Source organism: Pseudoalteromonas sp. (assembly GCF_041613455.1).
Taxonomy (GTDB): domain Bacteria; phylum Pseudomonadota; class Gammaproteobacteria; order Enterobacterales; family Alteromonadaceae; genus Pseudoalteromonas.
In genome coordinates, this window is the sequence record NZ_JBFJHD010000058.1 from 1 (window position 1) to 16071 (window position 16071).

Genomic DNA, 16071 nt, shown 5'->3' on the forward strand with positions numbered 1-16071 from the left:
CTAATTTTAGCTGGATTGATTGGCTATGCTTTGGTACAATTTCTCCCCGTCCTGTTTATATTCCAAAATCACTTGTTTGGGTATTATATTCCTTTTAATTCCTGATATTCTAGGGTTCGCATGAGTACAAAATTTATCTTCGTTACCGGCGGGGTTGTTTCTTCGTTGGGTAAAGGTATTGCAGCAGCATCATTGGCAGCTATTTTAGAGGCCCGTGGCTTAAATGTTACTATCTTAAAGCTGGATCCTTACATCAACGTTGATCCAGGCACAATGAGCCCAATTCAACATGGTGAAGTATACGTTACAGAAGACGGCGCAGAGACTGACTTAGACTTAGGTCACTATGAGCGCTTTATTCGTACTAAAATGACAAGTCGTAATAACTTCACACAAGGTCGTGTATACGAAGATGTATTACGTCGTGAACGACGTGGTGAATACCTTGGCGCAACAATTCAGGTAATTCCACACATTACCAACGATATTAAGCAACGTGTTTACGCTGGCGCAGAAGGCCACGACATAGCAATCGTTGAAATTGGCGGTACTGTTGGTGATATTGAGTCACAACCTTTCTTAGAAGCTATTCGTCAGATGGGGACTGAAATTGGCCGTGAGCGCGCGCTATTTATACACTTAACGCTTGTGCCATTCTTAGGCCCTGCGGGTGAAGTGAAAACCAAACCAACCCAACACTCAGTGAAAGAGTTACGTTCGATTGGTATTCAACCTGATATCCTTATTTGTCGCTCAGACCGTAAACTACCAAATAATGAACGCGCTAAAATTGCTTTGTTCACTAACGTAGAAGAAAAAGCGGTTATTTCACTACCTGATGTAGACAGCATTTATAAAATACCGGCGCTATTGAAGTCGCAAGAGCTTGATTACTTTGTGTGTCGTCGTTTCCACTTAGAAGCGCCAGAAGCCGATTTAGTTGAGTGGGAACAAGTACTGTATCAAGAGTCTAACCCAACGGGTGAAGTGACTATCGGTATGGTAGGTAAATACATCGAATTACCTGATGCGTATAAATCAGTAAACGAAGCATTAAAGCATGCCGGTCTTAAAAATCGTTTAACGATTAATATTGAGTATATTGATTCACAAGACTTAGAAACCAAAGGCGTTGATTCACTCACGCGCTTAGATGCTATTTTAGTGCCGGGTGGTTTCGGTGGACGTGGTGTTGAAGGTAAAATTTTAGCGGCTAAATACGCACGCGAAAACAAAGTGCCTTACTTAGGCATTTGTTTAGGGATGCAAGTGGCGCTAATTGAATACGCGCGTAACGTTGCAGGTCTTACTGATGCAAACTCAACTGAGTTTAATCCACAGTCTGCAAACCCAGTAGTGGGGTTGATCACTGAATGGCTTGATGCAGAAGGTAAAGTAGAAGTGCGTGACGAAAAGTCAGACTTAGGTGGCACCATGCGTTTAGGCGCACAAAAATGTCATTTAACGCCAGGCTCAAAAGTGCATGCGGTATACGGCAGTGACGAAATTGTTGAGCGTCATCGCCATCGTTACGAAGTGAACAATAACTTTGTAGAGCAGCTTGAAAAAGCAGGCTTGAGCTTTACTGGTTTATCAGAAGATAAAAAATTAGTAGAGATCATTGAAAATAAAGATCACCCTTGGTTTATTGCTGCGCAATTCCACCCGGAATTCACATCAACACCACGCGATGGTCACCCGTTATTTGAAGGGTTTGTAGCTGCGGCGCATACTCACCAAAAAGCGTCTTCGTAATATTTAATAGGCCGTGCATTTTGCACGGCTTATTTGTTTTAAAAGCCAACCAAGCTCATTTAACCTGAGTTGGCAGTAATTCACCATTTTGGGAAGATAGAGGAATCAAGATGTCAGAAATCGTAAAAGTAATCGGTCGCGAAATTATGGACTCGCGTGGTAACCCAACTGTTGAAGCTGATGTACATTTAGCTGATGGTTCATGGGGCCGTGCTGCGGCGCCGTCTGGCGCATCTACAGGTACTCGCGAAGCATTAGAATTACGCGATGGTGATAAAGCTCGTTATTTAGGTAAAGGCGTATTAAACGCGGTAGGTTTTATTAATAATGAAATCGCCACTGCGTTAGCCGGCCAAAATGCACTTGAGCAACGCGTTGTTGACCAAGTCATGTTAGATTTAGATGGCACAGAAAATAAAGAAAAACTAGGCGCTAACGCTATTTTAGCGGTATCGCTGGCAACTGCAAAAGCCGCTGCGCAGTCTAAAAAAGTAGAACTTTATGAGCATATTGCTGATTTAAACGGCACGCCAGGCGTTTACTCTATGCCACTGCCGATGATGAACATCATTAATGGTGGCGAGCATGCTGATAACTCAGTAGATATTCAAGAGTTTATGATCCAACCGGTTGGCGCTGCTAACTTCCGTGAAGGCTTGCGTATGGGTGCAGAAATTTTCCATAGCCTTGCTAAAGTACTTAAAGCCGACGGTCACTCAACAGCGGTAGGCGACGAAGGCGGTTTTGCACCAAACCTAGCATCAAACGAAGCGGCACTTGCGGCAATTAAAGTCGCTGTTGCTAACGCAGGTTACGAGCTAGGTAAAGACATTACCTTAGCACTTGATTGTGCAGCATCTGAGTTTTACAACAAAGAAGCCAATATTTACGACCTAAAAGGCGAAGGTAAGCAGTTCACTTCTGAAGAGTTTAACTTCTTCTTAAAAGACTTAACTGAGCAATACCCGATAGTGTCTATTGAAGATGGTCTTGATGAGTCTGACTGGGATGGTTTTGCGCATCAAACTAAACTGTTAGGCGATAAAGTACAGTTAGTGGGTGACGATTTATTCGTAACTAATACTAAAATTTTAAAGCGTGGTATCGACAACGGTATTGCTAACTCTATCTTAATAAAGTTTAACCAAATTGGTTCTTTAACAGAGACGTTAGCTGCTATTAAAATGGCAAAAGACGCTGGCTTTACCGTGGTTATCTCACACCGCTCAGGCGAAACAGAAGATGCTACCATTGCTGATTTAGCAGTAGGTACTGCGGCGGGTCAAATCAAAACGGGTTCATTAAGCCGTTCTGACCGTGTTGCTAAGTACAACCAATTGCTACGTATTGAAGAGCAATTAGGCGCTAAAGCACCGTACAATGGTTTAAAAGAAGTAAAAGGTCAGTAATTCTTTAAAGATCTGATATTTAAGATTATAAAAATCCTCGCTTAGGCGAGGATTTTTTTGTTTAAATAGTAAAGAGCAGGTATCAGGTTTCAGGTGTCAGGTGTCAGGTAAAAAATAGCCAAGCGCGGTGGGGAAGAGTAGCTGTCAGGGTTTAGCTGTCAGCGCTCAGTTAGGAATTTAAATAGCAGGTTTGAGGTTTCAGGCGTCAGGAGTCAGGTAAAAATTAACTAACAGCGCGCACGAAGTGCGACTTTGTTTTAGTAAAAATATTCACAAAGAGCTTAAGAGACGCTGCGCTTTAGAGCAGTAATAAATACAGTTATAGTTTTTTGGCTTCTCATTTACCCTCCTTCGCTTCTCTTTGTGCGAAAGGGCAGCTGTCAGCGATCAGTTAGGAATTTAAATAGCAGGTTTGAGGTTTCAGGGCCAGGTATCAGGTTGTGGCGGAGATTAGCCGCTGATATTGGTTGCTGGTTACAGCTGAAATTGCTGCTTTAAAATCTCGCCGGTAAAGCTGGTTTTTAAATAAAAGCCACGGGGGAGGGTTTTTATAATTTTTCCATTGGGGCCAATGGCGTCGGTTACTACTTTGCTGTTGGCAGCTTTAGGGCGAATTTGTATCGCATCGCCTAGATGTCCCGATATTTCATCCACACGGCCGAGTGCAATTAATTCCATTTGTTCTTCCCAATCGCGTTGCAATAAGGCGTCTTGCTCAGGGCTGGGCTGCCATAAAAAACCACTGCCTATGGTTCTATCAAACGGGGCGATGTCGCGCTCGCTCAAAATAGGCAGCCAGAGTACATGGTTAAGCTTTTTACGTACTGCACTTTGTTGCCAAGTCATGCCGGTTACATGCATTAGTGGCGTCACTGATACAAAGGTGGTTTCTAAAGGTTTGCCTTTATAAGAAATAGGCAGGGTTTTTAGTTCTATACCTAAATCTTCAAAATCGGGCAGTGGTTTGGAGCCAGCTGTTGCGCCTAGTACATATTCTATTAGTTGTCCGGTCCAGCCTTTTTCACGCAGTAAATCATCCGGGGTTTTAAAATGATACTCACTCGCTAACTGGCCAAGGGTGAGTCCTGCAATGTTATTAACGCGCTGCATTAAGTCATTAATTGAACGTGGTTTTATAGGTCGCATACTGTTTATTTGAGTTGAATAAATACCCTTAGCATGATAGCAAATCTGACCAACCGTGGATATCTTTGGCTTTGGCTGTTTTTTGTCCATGGTGTGTTTGCTGTAATATTAGCCAAGTTAAAAAATCATTATAAATTTATAATTAACTGAATTTAAAAGGAAATTATATGTATGCTAAGTGAATTTAAATAAAGCATATAACGCTTGTGGTAATGAATACAGATATATAAACATGTTTATCCACAGAAACTGTGGAGAAATCGGGTTTTTAGATCGCCTATTGTGGATTTGTTTGCAAAATGAGCGTGTTTTATCAAAGTTATACACAGGGTGTGAGTAACCAGCAATAAAACGTGTCATTATTGTAGTAACTGTAAATGTATGGCTAATTATTCGTCGCGCATTCGCTTGACTATAATAGTATTTGCCGTATTGCGGCTAATGTGGAACAATCATTAAAAATCGACTTACAAATGAGGCACTAAGGTGATTGATGCCGAAGGTTTTCGTGCCAATGTCGGAATTGTAATTTGCAATAATCAGGGACAAGTGTTTTGGGCAAGGCGTTACGGTCAACATTCTTGGCAATTTCCCCAAGGCGGTGTCGATGGTGGTGAAACACCCGAGCAAACCATGTATCGCGAATTACACGAAGAAGTAGGATTGCGTCCAGAAGATGTAGAAATTGTCGCAAGCTCTAAACATTGGTTACGTTATAAATTACCCAAACGATTAATACGCCGCGATTCGAGTCCGGTGTGTATTGGGCAAAAACAAAAATGGTTTTTACTAAAACTACGCTGTAGAGATGAAGATGTAAATTTACTTAAAACCCATCATCCAGAGTTTGATGATTGGCGTTGGGTAAGTTATTGGTATCCGGTAAGGCAAGTGGTGTCATTTAAGCGCGATGTATATCGACGTGTGATGAAAGAGTTTGCTCCTTTCGCTATGCCTTTTAATAAACGTGAACAGCACAAAGATCATTGGCGCAATAAAAGGTAGTTACATATAAAGGAGCAGCATATGCTGGCAACACTCAGATCTATCGCCGAGTCAGTTTCGCAACAAGCGAGCCTAGACAGTGCGTTAGCGTGCTTTGTGCAAATGGTTAAAGAAGCCATGCAAACCCAGTGCTGCTCTATTTATTTTGCTGATTACAGCCAAGACAATTTTGTGTTAATGGCCACCGAAGGGCTCAACCCCGATGCGGTGGGCAAGTTTAGAATAGGCTTTACCGAAGGGTTAGTGGGACTGGTTGCACAGCGCGAAGAAGCAATTAACATTGCGTTTGCGAAGTCTCACCCGCGCTTTAAGCTCTCTCCCGAAGTAAATGAAGAAGGCTACAATGCTTTTTTGTCTGTGCCTGTGGTACACCAAAAGAAAGTATTGGGCGTTATTGTTGTGCAACAAAAAATGGCTCGCGTGTTTAGCCAAGATGAAGAGTCATTTTTAATTACCCTATCAGCGCAATTAGCCTCGCAATTAGCGCATGCCGAAATCAAAGAAGTATTACGTCAAGATGAATTCTCTCATCAAACATCGGTATTAAAAGGGGTATCAAGCGCACCGGGTATTAGTATTGGTAATGCGTTTGTGGTTATTCCTAAAGTCAATTTTAAGTCTATTGAGCTGGTAAAAGAAAGCGATGTAACCGAGCAGCGTCGTTTGTTTACGCAAGCTGTGGCGGCCACACGTAAAGAGTTTAGTACTTTATCAATGACGCTCAGTGATTCGATACCACAAGAAGCACTCGCTGTGTTTGATGTGTATCAGCAATTACTGGATGCGAAAAGCTTAGGCCATAATGTTGAAAAAGAACTGCAACAGGGCTGGTGTGCAAAAAGCGCCTTAAAGATTGTTATTGAACGCTTAATTGCACAGTTTAACGCCATGCAAGATCCTTATATTAAGGAGCGTGCAGTCGATGTTAAAGACATTGGTTTACGCGTGCTGCACCATTTGGTTAATACCGAATATGCGATAAAAGACTACCCCGAAAATACCATACTCATCGCGCATACATTAACCCCCGCCATGTTGGCAGAGGTGCCTAAGGAACGCTTGGTAGGGGTGGTGAGTATTAACGGCTCAGCGAATAGCCATGCATCCATACTCACGCGCGCTATGGGGGTGCCGGCTATTTGGGGCATTGAAGATATTCCATTATTGCAGCTCAATAATAAATCAATGATTTTAGATGCCTTTTCGGGGCGTTTGTACATATCACCGTCGCAAATATTAATTGATGAGTATACCGAGCTACAGCACCAAGATAACTTACTGAATAATCGTTTTTTAGCTGAGCAATCCCTTAGCGCCCATACCTTAGATGGCGAACATATTAGTTTATTGCTCAATGCGGGGCTTGAGTTTAACCCGCAGCAGAACAGTGCGCATATTTGTGATGGGGTAGGGTTATATCGTACCGAATCGTGGTTTATGCAAAAAGGACAATTTCCTTCACAAACCGAGCAAGAGCATTGGTACCGAGAAGTGCTCAGCAGCTATTACCCCAATCCGGTGGTCATGCGTACCCTTGATATAGGGGGCGATAAAGTTCTTGATTACTTTAATATTACCGAAGAAAACCCATTTTTAGGCTGGCGCGGTATTAGGATCAGTTTAGATCACCCTGAGCTATTTTTAGATCAACTCAAGGCCATGCTCAAAGCGAATATTGGCTTAGGTAATTTAAAAATTATGCTGCCGATGATCAGTGGTACAGAAGAAGTTGATGAATCACTGGCGTTATTTGAACAAGCCTATTTTGAACTTAACGAGCAGCACCCAGAGCTTACCGTAGAGCGGCCCGATATAGGGATTATGCTGGAAGTGCCCTCAAGTGTATTTATGTTGGCCGACTGGTCACAAAAAGTGGACTTTTGTTCGGTAGGCAGCAACGATTTAACGCAATACCTACTTGCCGTTGATAGATCAAATGCGCGAGTGGCCGAGCTATTTAACCCGTATCACCCGGCGGTGTTAAGAGTATTAAATAAAGTGGCGTGCGAGTGCCAACAGCACGAATTACCCTTTAGTTTGTGTGGTGAGTTAGGTGGCGACCCCGAGGGAGCCATATTATTGATTGCTATGGGATATCGTCGTTTAAGTATGAACCTGTCGTCACTGAATAAAGTGAAATGGGTGTTGAGACGTTTGCATGTTAGTGACATGGAAGCGTTACTAAAAGAGTGCTTAGCGCAATCATCGGCCAAACAAGTATTACGTTTAACTCGTAATTTTATGATTGAGCATCAATTGGGCAACTTATTTTATACGCCTAAATAAGCGTGTTGTACACGTAATGAATTTACGTGTTTACGGCAGCAAAATCCATTAACATACCCACATAATAAAAGGTGTTTGGAATAACTATGTATGAGCTAGGATTATTAGTGGCTTATTGTGCGCTACTAGGCTGTGTAGTCGGTTTTTTAGCAGGATTATTAGGCATTGGTGGTGGTTTAATCATTGTGCCGGTATTAAGTGCGTTATTACTCACGTTTAACGTTGCCCCCGCAGAAAATATTTTAGTTATTGCGATTGCCACCTCACTTGCTTCTATTTTGTTTACCTCAACCTCTTCAGCGCTGGCTCATCATAAAAATGCTAACGTGCCTTGGGCTATTGCTCCTTGGGTTATGTCGGGGGTGGCGATTGGCGCGTTGATCAGTGGCTTTGCAGCCAGTTTGATCCCAGAACAAGTATTACGCACGGTATTTGCTGTGAGTGTGGTATTTATTGCCCTAAGAATGGTGTTGTCGGCGCGAAATAAACCATTACGGGTAAAGCCTTTACCTGCGGGGCCAATACTAGCCAGCCTGTGTGCGATAATGGGCGCGCTGTCGGGCTTAATTGGCATAGGCGGCGGCGCATTAATTGTGCCTTTGCTGCATTATTATTCGGTTGATATCAAAAAGGCGATTGGCTGCGCTGCGGCCTGCGGCATTGTTATCGCTTTATTTGGCTCAATTGGTTACATTAGTGCCGGTTGGCAGGTAACCGACTTAGCCCATGGTTTTGCAGGGTTTGTGTATTTACCTGCATTATTTGGCATTGTAGTAACGTCGTGGTTTATTGCGCCCATGGGAGCAAAAGCTACGCACTATTTACCGGTTAATACAATAAAGAAAGTTTTCGCGGTGCTGTTAGTTATCATCGCAATCAAAATGGTTTTAAGCTAAAGGTTTATATATGGCAATGGAGTTTCCTCAAATTGATCCGATAATTTTTTCTGTCGGTCCTCTCAGCGTACGTTGGTACGGCTTAATGTATTTAATAGGCTTTGCGTTTGCGATGTGGTTTGCTAATCGTCAAGCGGCTAAAGCCGGTTCTAATTGGAGCAAAGAAGAAGTAGGCGACTTATTATTTTACGGCATGCTTGGGGTAATACTGGGCGGGCGTATTGGCTATGTATTATTTTATCAATTTAGCTATTTTTTAGAAAATCCGTTTTATTTATTCAGGATAGATCAAGGCGGTATGTCGTTTCATGGCGGCACTTTGGGAGTTATTACCGCGATTGGTATTTTTGCTTGGACACGGAAAAAACAGTTATTAGCTGTGGGTGACTTTGTTGCGCCGCTGGTGCCAGTGGGATTATTAGCTGGGCGAATTGGTAACTTTATTAATGGTGAATTATGGGGGCGCACCACCGATGTGCCGTGGGCTATGGTGTTCCCAACGGGCGGGCCATTAGCGCGTCATCCATCACAACTTTATGAAGCCTTTTTTGAAGGACTAGTATTGTTTATTATTTTATATATATTTATTAAAAAATCACGTCCCGTAGGCAGTGTGGGTGGTGTGTTTTTATTAGGTTACGGATTTTTCCGTTTTTGCATTGAATATTTCCGCGAACCGGATGCGCATTTAGGCCTGTTTGGTGGAGTTATTTCAATGGGACAAATACTGTCGTTACCGATGATCATCGGTGGCTTAGGCTTATTAATTTGGGCTTATAAAAAACCACAACAAGCAACAGCTGCAAAAGGTTAAAAAACAAACGATGAAACAATATTTACAGTTATGTCAGCGCATTGTTGACGAAGGGCAGTGGGTTGAAAATAAACGCACCGGTACGCGCTGCTTAACGGTTATTAACGCCGATTTAGAATACGATGTGGCAAATAATCAGTTTCCGATGATCACCACGCGTAAAAGCTATTACAAAGCCGCAATTGCAGAATTACTCGGTTATTTACGAGGTTACGATAACGCCAAGCAATTTCGCGATATAGGGTGTAAAACCTGGGATGCAAATGCGAACGAAAATAGCGCATGGTTAAATAACCCAAATCGGAAGGGCGAAGACGATATGGGCCGTGTATACGGCGTGCAAGGGCGTAACTGGCAGCGTCCCGATGGCTCAACGCTCGACCAGCTGGCTAAAGTAATTAATAACTTAAAAAATGGCATAGACGATCGCGGCGAAATTATTAGCTTTTATAACCCGGGCGAATTTGAGCTTGGCTGCTTGCGCCCGTGTATGCATACGCACACTTTTTCATTGTTAGGTGATACCTTATATTTAACCTCTTATCAGCGTAGCTGTGATGTGCCATTAGGGTTGAATTTCAATCAAATTCAATGTTTTGTACTGCTGGCATTGGTAGCCCAAATTACCGGGCATAAGCCTGGCAAGGCTTATCATAAAATTACAAACGCCCACATTTACGAAAACCAACTAGAATTAATGCGTGATGTGCAATTACAACGCGAGCCATTTGCATCGCCGCAATTAACGATTAATCCCAATATTAAATCGCTTGAAGATATAGAAACCTGGGTCACTAAAGATGACTTTACAGTGAGCGGCTATCAATGCCACGAAGCCATTAAATACCCATTTTCAGTATAAAAGATTAAGGAAAACACCATGAAAGCAGTGATCCCCGTAGCAGGCCTCGGTACACGCATGTTACCCGCTACTAAAGCAATTCCTAAAGAAATGCTGCCAGTTGTAGACCGACCTTTAATTCAATACGTAGTAAACGAAGCCGTTGCTGCGGGTGTTAAAGAAATCGTATTAGTAACGCATTCAAGTAAAAACTCGATTGAAAACCACTTTGACACTAGCTTTGAGTTAGAAGCAACACTTGAAAAGCGCGTTAAGCGCCAGCTACTTGCCGAAATACAGTCCATTTGCCCAAAAGACGTGACCATTATTCAGGTACGCCAAGGTGAAGCGAAAGGGCTCGGGCATGCTATTAATTGTGCAGCGCCCATTATAGGTAATGAACCGTTTGTGGTTATTTTACCTGACGTGATCATTGATGATATGGAGTCTGATCTTACAACAGATAACCTAGCCGAAATGATCAGCCGGTTTGAACAAACTAAACACAGCCAGATCATGGTAGAGGCCGTACCTAAAGAGCAAGTTGATCAATTTGGTATTGTTGATTTAGGTGATGTGGAACTGGCAGCAGGTAAAAGCTCACCTATTCATAATATGGTAGAAAAACCGGCTGTTGCACAAGCACCGTCAAACCTTGCGGTGGTAGGGCGTTATGTATTAAGTGAAAACATTTGGCCATTATTAGCAAAAACCCCGCAAGGTGCGGGCGATGAAATTCAGCTAACTGATGCAATTGCCATGCTAATGGCACACGAACCCGTTGATGCGTACGCCATTAAAGGGCGCAGCCATGACTGCGGTAGTAAAATTGGCTACCTTAAGGCGACCATTGAATTTGCACTGCGCCGAGAAGAATTTGCAGCTGAGCTAAAAACATTTATTAAAACATTAATTTAATGTTCACTACATAAATTAATAGTGAGGCGCCAACTTGGGCGCCTTTTTTATGGGTGAATACTTTGATGACTATTTTTAGGGGGGGATAGCCATCTTATTAAAGCATTTTCTTGGCACTATCATTAATCACTTATTTCATACTATTACTATTAAATGAGTGATTGTTTGACTATTTCTACAGACATAACACAAATTATGTTGTAATGTTTATGTTAATTGATGTTAAGTTTCACTTGGTGTTAAATGTTGTACTAAAGGAATGGATTGCGCTTTTTAAGTCATCAATTATCGGTTAAAAGATCTAGGTTGTTCTTCTATATAATCAATAAAGTTAAACGCTTCCTGGTAAGGTTGTTTAACTGGAATGTCAGTGTCACTGCACTACTTTCAGGTAACGAATAGATGTTTAAATATAAAAAATATAATTACCGGTTAATATTGAGCTCGCTAGTACTGTTGTTTAGTACAGCCTGTACAACACTCTCTGGTAGTGATCCTATTGCTGAGCCCGTAGTAAATGAGCCTGAGTACGTGTCGGTGACCGCCTTAGAGCTTGCCCAGCTTAAAGATGCTGCTATGCAATGGCAACAAGCCCGTGCGGGGTTAGAGCGCCTGTTAAAGCTAGAAAAAGAAATTACTTATTTAGTAGATCATATCGACATTATTAATAGCAAAGCGATTGCGCAGTCGCAACAAGGGTATCGCCGCCAATATCAAGGTGCAAGTCGACAAAGGTATACTACTAACACTGCTCAGCAAACGGTTAAAGCCAACTATAACTACAGTAATAAACCCGTGGTTAAAAAAAACACCCCCAAAGCCGTGTTTGCTTTACAAGTTGCCTCACTTGATTCAGAACAAGACTTAGTTAAAGCGTGGCAAGAGCTTAACAATAAAGCAGCGCCGTTATTTAGAGATAAAATACGCACCAATGTAGAAACTGCCACCATTAATAATAAAACCTACTACCGTTTAAAGTTAGGGGTATATCAAAACTTTAAGAATGCTCAAGCCGATTGCGAAGTGTTCAAACTCTATAAACAAGACTGTATTGTCAGTAATTACACCGACAAACCCGTGAAACTGTAGTTAATTGACACTTGCTAAATAATATTTTTTTCATACACTAGCGGCTTAACCATGCTGCTTTTTATTTGAGAGGCGCTGATTAATAAAACAAAGGTAGGAAACCTGTATGCAGTTAAAACGGAATTTTAAGCGCATTGTAATAATGCTGACGATAGCATTGCTAGTAAGTGCTTGCAGTGCAAAAAACACACACCGCTCAACAACAAGCGATCCGGTAAAAAATATACATATTAACAAAGCCGAACTCGCCCAACTACAACACTCTGCCGAGCAATGGCAAAACGCACAGCCCAAAGTGGAAAAACTACTGGAGTTAGAAAGTAAATTAGCGCAACTGAGTGTCAATCTAAAACAAATTGAGCAACAAAAAGCAGCTAATACTCAGCAGGTCGAAACGATATTTAATTTAACCGAGCTGCCCGCAAAGCCTGTCACTTTATTTGCACTACAAGTGGCAGCATTCAAAGATAAGCAAACAACGCTAAATGCGCTAACCCAATTAAAGCAACAAGCTCCCGATATCATCACAGCAACACTCGTTGTTAATATTGAGCCTGCCATAGTACAAAACACGCGATTTTATCGGTTAAAGTTGGGGGCTTATAAAACCAAAAGTGAAGCGCTCGAGGCGTGTCAAGCCTTAATGCAACAGCAAATAAACTGCTTTGTCAGTAATTACACTGCAGATAAAACATAATAGTAGCGTTTTGGGCATAATACTTGCTTTCTCTTGGCTATGTTTAAAAGAGGATGGCAACTATGCGCCTTTTATTACCCTTATTATTAATTAATTTAGTCGCCTGTAGCGCAGCGCCAGCGCCTGAGCCAAGTGTGAGTACGCATGCAGCAAAAGCAGCGATGGCGCCTTATACGGTAAATGACTACGTAAATAACCTCACTCATCAGCTGAGCCATTTTAAGCGGCCGCTAAATAGCAATACCCGTATAGCGGTGAGCAGTTTTTATTATGCCGACGCACTTGATTCAAAGCTTATCAGCGGTCAGGCCGCGGGTTTAAGCCAACAACTGCAAGAGAGCTTATTAACTCAGTTTACTCAGCTTGGCTACCATACGGTGGAATACCGCTTAACGAACTCTTTAACACTCAACCGTCATGCCGACAGTGCATTAAGTCGTGAATTAGCTGAATTGCGCGAACGTCAGAATATTGACTTAATTATTACCGGCACAGTAACCCGCCAGCAACATGCCTACATTGTTAATGCGCGACTCGTTAACATTAATAATAACCAGGTGTTATCGGCGGGCAGCACAGAGATCCCAATCAATGTTATGTGGGGCAGTGAAAAAGTGCAGCAACGCGAAAGTCATTTATACCGCAGCGAATACTAATTAGGAGCAAAAAATGAAACAGCTATTACTAATATTATGTTTGCCATTGGGCTTTGGCTGCTCACAAACGCATAGTGGTATGAATTCACACCCAAGCCATGCAGCAGCCAATAACAGCAAACAACTAGCAAATGAGCAGCGTGATGTGGCAACGCCAATGGCCGATAATCACGTATTTCAATCGGGGCTTACGCAATATAATAATTACACTGTGTCAAATACGGCGATGCGAAAAAACATTAACCATTATGTGCGCGGCATAATGCAAGACATGGCAGAAAACTTACAATACGTAAATCAAAAAACGCCGTTAGCGGTATCCAGCTTCGTATTTTTAGATGATGACTACAACGATGCGAGTTTATTGGGTAACCAAATAGCCGAAAGCTTTATGCACGAACTGCATAGTTTTGGTGTACCTGTCATCGATTTTAAAACCACCGATTTTATGCGCGTTACCCCCAGTGGCGACTTTGTATTAAGCCGCGACTATTTAGAACTAAACCAAGAGCAAAACTTTAATTATGTATTAGCCGGTACCTTAGTGAACCACCAAGGCGGCGTATTAGTTAACGCCCGTATTATAGGCTTAACCAGCAAAGCGGTAGTAGGCACAGCACAAGGCTTTATTCCACAAGCCGTGGTTGATGCACTCAATAGCAGTTATCGCACCGATGGTATTTTGCTTAAGCAAGCAAATAAGTGAGGACGTAATGCATTATAAAAAACTTGCAACTAGTTCACTGTTGTTGCTTAGCTTAGCGGGGTGTCAAACGGCACCAAAGAGCCCATCGGCTAATACCCACCGTGCGAGCCATTATGATATTAATGCCAACTACGAACAAGCGCAGCAGCCTATGCGTGGCGAGTACGACACAAGCCAGCAGTTTACGCCGCTTCAGCATCACAAAACGTTAGTAAATTACGTTGAACAAATGGCACTGGATTTAGTTGATACGTTAGAGTCTGGGCAAGAATTAGATAACAGTATTAATATTGCGGTTACCACCGTTGTAGACCTAGATGCCACGCTAAACAACAGTAACCAGTTAGGCAATCAAATATCAGAAACACTTATTCATCAGCTGCAAAAGTTTGGTTATGGCGTGGTTGACTTTAAAACCGCCGCGAAAATAACTGTAAATAGCCGAGGCGACTTTGTTTTTTCACGAGACATTAAAAAGCTCAGCAAAAAACATATGGCCAGCCATGTGTTGGGCGGTACGTTAATTTATCGTCGTAATGGCGTGAGCGTAAATACCCGAGTAATCAACGTGAGCAATCAGCAAGTGGTGGCAAGCAGTCGTAAATTTATTCCTGTGTATGTGCTAAGCAAAGAAGACATTTACTTATCAAGCAATTAAGCGCGTTTGTTACTTGCTTCAAAAAGGCCAACACCGTTATAATTTTACCCTCAAAAGCTTGATAGTGGCCTCTTAGTTAAATGGATATAACGGCCCCCTCCTAAGGGGCAGTTACAGGTTCGATTCCTGTAGGGGCTACCAATAAATTCAATGGGTTATGATTTATATCGCTGAACTTGTTTTTTGTGTAGCATATTTATAGCATCGTAACTGTAAATATAAAAAGTTTAGCGATGTTAAAATAGCCAAATTACATTCAGGCTGCTTTGTGCTAAAGCGGACGGTGGTAACGCCCGCCTAACACGCAATGTGTTGGTGTGGCTTTTTGCGATATTTGCTAAAACCATGATAACTATCTATTGTCGGAGTTTAGGCGTTTGTTATGAGTAAATTTGCTCAGTTGAAAGGCAACAATCAATGTCAATGCTACTGGAATGATCGATATCAAACCAAATATTGTATTGCCACTTATAAAGATTAGAATTGTTGATATTAAAAAGGAAGCGCTCGCAACGAATGCCCCAAGCATTCTAGTTTTGGGTGGAATCAACAAACCGCCTCCGCTTAGCTGAAGAATTCCGTAAGTTGTAATTAATGGGTTACTAAAGCCAAAACTTTGAAGAAATTGAACCTCTCCAGGAACAGCCATAACTTTTGCGGCGCCGGCGGCAATACTCAATAGAGCCACTATAATAATTAACACTATATTGAAAACTTTCACCAGCTCATCCTCTACTCATAACAATTTAATATCGACCCAACGGGGGGGTCTACCGATCATCGGGTCGATTTAATCTTAGCCACATTAATAACAAAATACCTCTAATCTTTCTATATTAAATAACAAATTGATATCTCAATAATTAACTGACATAAACGACCCCTTGGGTGATTTTTGGCTTAGTGGTGGTATTTGATGTGAACTTAGGAACAGTTACGATGACATTCATAACTAAGCGCTAGCTAAACACTCATCAAGAAGAGATACAAGGTTGGGTTGTGGTTTGCTTTAGCTTGAGCATAAAAAAAGCGAGTAAAGTTATTTACTCGCTGATTACTTTATTTAGCCCGAGGCCCGAGGCCCGAGGCCCGAAGCCCGAAGCCCGAAGCCCGAAGCCCGAAGCCCGAAGCCCGAAGCCCGAAGCCCGAAGCCCGAAGCCCGAAGCCCGAAGCCCGAAGCCCGAAGCCTATGCCC

At 42.2% G+C, this 16071-nt stretch carries 15 protein-coding genes and 1 tRNA gene; 14 read left to right on the forward strand and 2 right to left on the reverse strand.

The features are described 5' to 3' along the window. Positions 1-120: 120 nt before the first annotated feature. Complete coding sequence (locus ABYB02_RS07710; RefSeq protein ID WP_372761889.1) at positions 121-1755, forward strand: CTP synthase; 1635 nt, start codon at positions 121-123, stop codon at positions 1753-1755. 110 nt (positions 1756-1865) lie between these two features. After that, entirely contained in the window at positions 1866-3164 is a 1299-nt protein-coding gene (gene eno / locus ABYB02_RS07715) for a phosphopyruvate hydratase (RefSeq protein ID WP_372761890.1), read from the forward strand. Positions 3165-3638: 474 nt separating this feature from the next. Here eno and mutH read toward each other — a convergent pair whose 3' ends face one another. Then, complete coding sequence (gene mutH / locus ABYB02_RS07720; protein WP_372761891.1) at positions 3639-4310, reverse strand: DNA mismatch repair endonuclease MutH; 672 nt, start codon at positions 4308-4310, stop codon at positions 3639-3641. Positions 4311-4796: 486 nt separating this feature from the next. Between mutH and rppH the strand changes: the two genes are divergently transcribed. The 12 genes from rppH (at position 4797) to ABYB02_RS07780 (ending at position 15017) form a co-directional block, all read left to right on the forward strand. Beyond that, positions 4797-5315 carry an RNA pyrophosphohydrolase gene (gene rppH, locus ABYB02_RS07725; RefSeq protein WP_372761892.1) on the forward strand — a complete coding sequence of 173 codons (519 nt, stop codon included), beginning with the start codon at positions 4797-4799 and terminating at the stop codon, positions 5313-5315. Between the two features lie 21 nt (positions 5316-5336). Continuing rightward, complete coding sequence (ptsP, locus tag ABYB02_RS07730) at positions 5337-7601, forward strand: phosphoenolpyruvate--protein phosphotransferase (RefSeq protein ID WP_372761893.1); 2265 nt, start codon at positions 5337-5339, stop codon at positions 7599-7601. Between the two features lie 86 nt (positions 7602-7687). Beyond that, positions 7688-8497 carry a sulfite exporter TauE/SafE family protein gene (locus ABYB02_RS07735; protein ID WP_372761894.1) on the forward strand — a complete coding sequence of 270 codons (810 nt, stop codon included), beginning with the start codon at positions 7688-7690 and terminating at the stop codon, positions 8495-8497. Between the two features lie 10 nt (positions 8498-8507). Continuing rightward, the gene (gene lgt / locus ABYB02_RS07740; protein ID WP_372761895.1) at positions 8508-9311 is read left to right on the forward strand and encodes a prolipoprotein diacylglyceryl transferase; all 804 of its coding nucleotides are present in this window, start codon (positions 8508-8510) and stop codon (positions 9309-9311) included. Between the two features lie 10 nt (positions 9312-9321). Further along, entirely contained in the window at positions 9322-10173 is an 852-nt protein-coding gene (locus tag ABYB02_RS07745) for a thymidylate synthase (RefSeq protein ID WP_372761896.1), read from the forward strand. Positions 10174-10191: 18 nt separating this feature from the next. Then, positions 10192-11070, forward strand: a complete 879-nt coding sequence (gene galU, locus ABYB02_RS07750) for a UTP--glucose-1-phosphate uridylyltransferase GalU (RefSeq protein ID WP_372761897.1) — start codon at positions 10192-10194, stop codon at positions 11068-11070. A 402-nt stretch (positions 11071-11472) separates the two neighbouring features. Then, entirely contained in the window at positions 11473-12159 is a 687-nt protein-coding gene (locus ABYB02_RS07755) for an SPOR domain-containing protein (protein ID WP_372761898.1), read from the forward strand. A 106-nt stretch (positions 12160-12265) separates the two neighbouring features. Continuing rightward, positions 12266-12856 (forward strand): SPOR domain-containing protein, encoded by a 591-nt coding sequence (locus tag ABYB02_RS07760; protein WP_372761899.1) that lies wholly within the window; start codon positions 12266-12268, stop codon positions 12854-12856. Positions 12857-12918: 62 nt separating this feature from the next. Next, the gene (locus ABYB02_RS07765) at positions 12919-13512 is read left to right on the forward strand and encodes a FlgO family outer membrane protein (RefSeq protein ID WP_372761900.1); all 594 of its coding nucleotides are present in this window, start codon (positions 12919-12921) and stop codon (positions 13510-13512) included. A gap of 13 nt (positions 13513-13525) precedes the next feature. Next, positions 13526-14218, forward strand: coding sequence for a FlgO family outer membrane protein (locus ABYB02_RS07770; protein WP_372761901.1), 693 nt, complete (start codon positions 13526-13528; stop codon positions 14216-14218). Positions 14219-14225: 7 nt separating this feature from the next. Next, positions 14226-14876: a FlgO family outer membrane protein gene (locus ABYB02_RS07775; RefSeq protein ID WP_372761902.1), complete on the forward strand. Its 651-nt coding sequence runs from the start codon at positions 14226-14228 to the stop codon at positions 14874-14876. Between the two features lie 66 nt (positions 14877-14942). Further along, positions 14943-15017: transfer RNA gene (locus ABYB02_RS07780), tRNA-Arg, on the forward strand. A gap of 211 nt (positions 15018-15228) precedes the next feature. Here the strand turns inward: ABYB02_RS07780 and ABYB02_RS07785 are convergent. Next, positions 15229-15597, reverse strand: coding sequence for a hypothetical protein (locus tag ABYB02_RS07785; protein WP_372761903.1), 369 nt, complete (start codon positions 15595-15597; stop codon positions 15229-15231). Positions 15598-16071 lie beyond the last annotated feature (474 nt).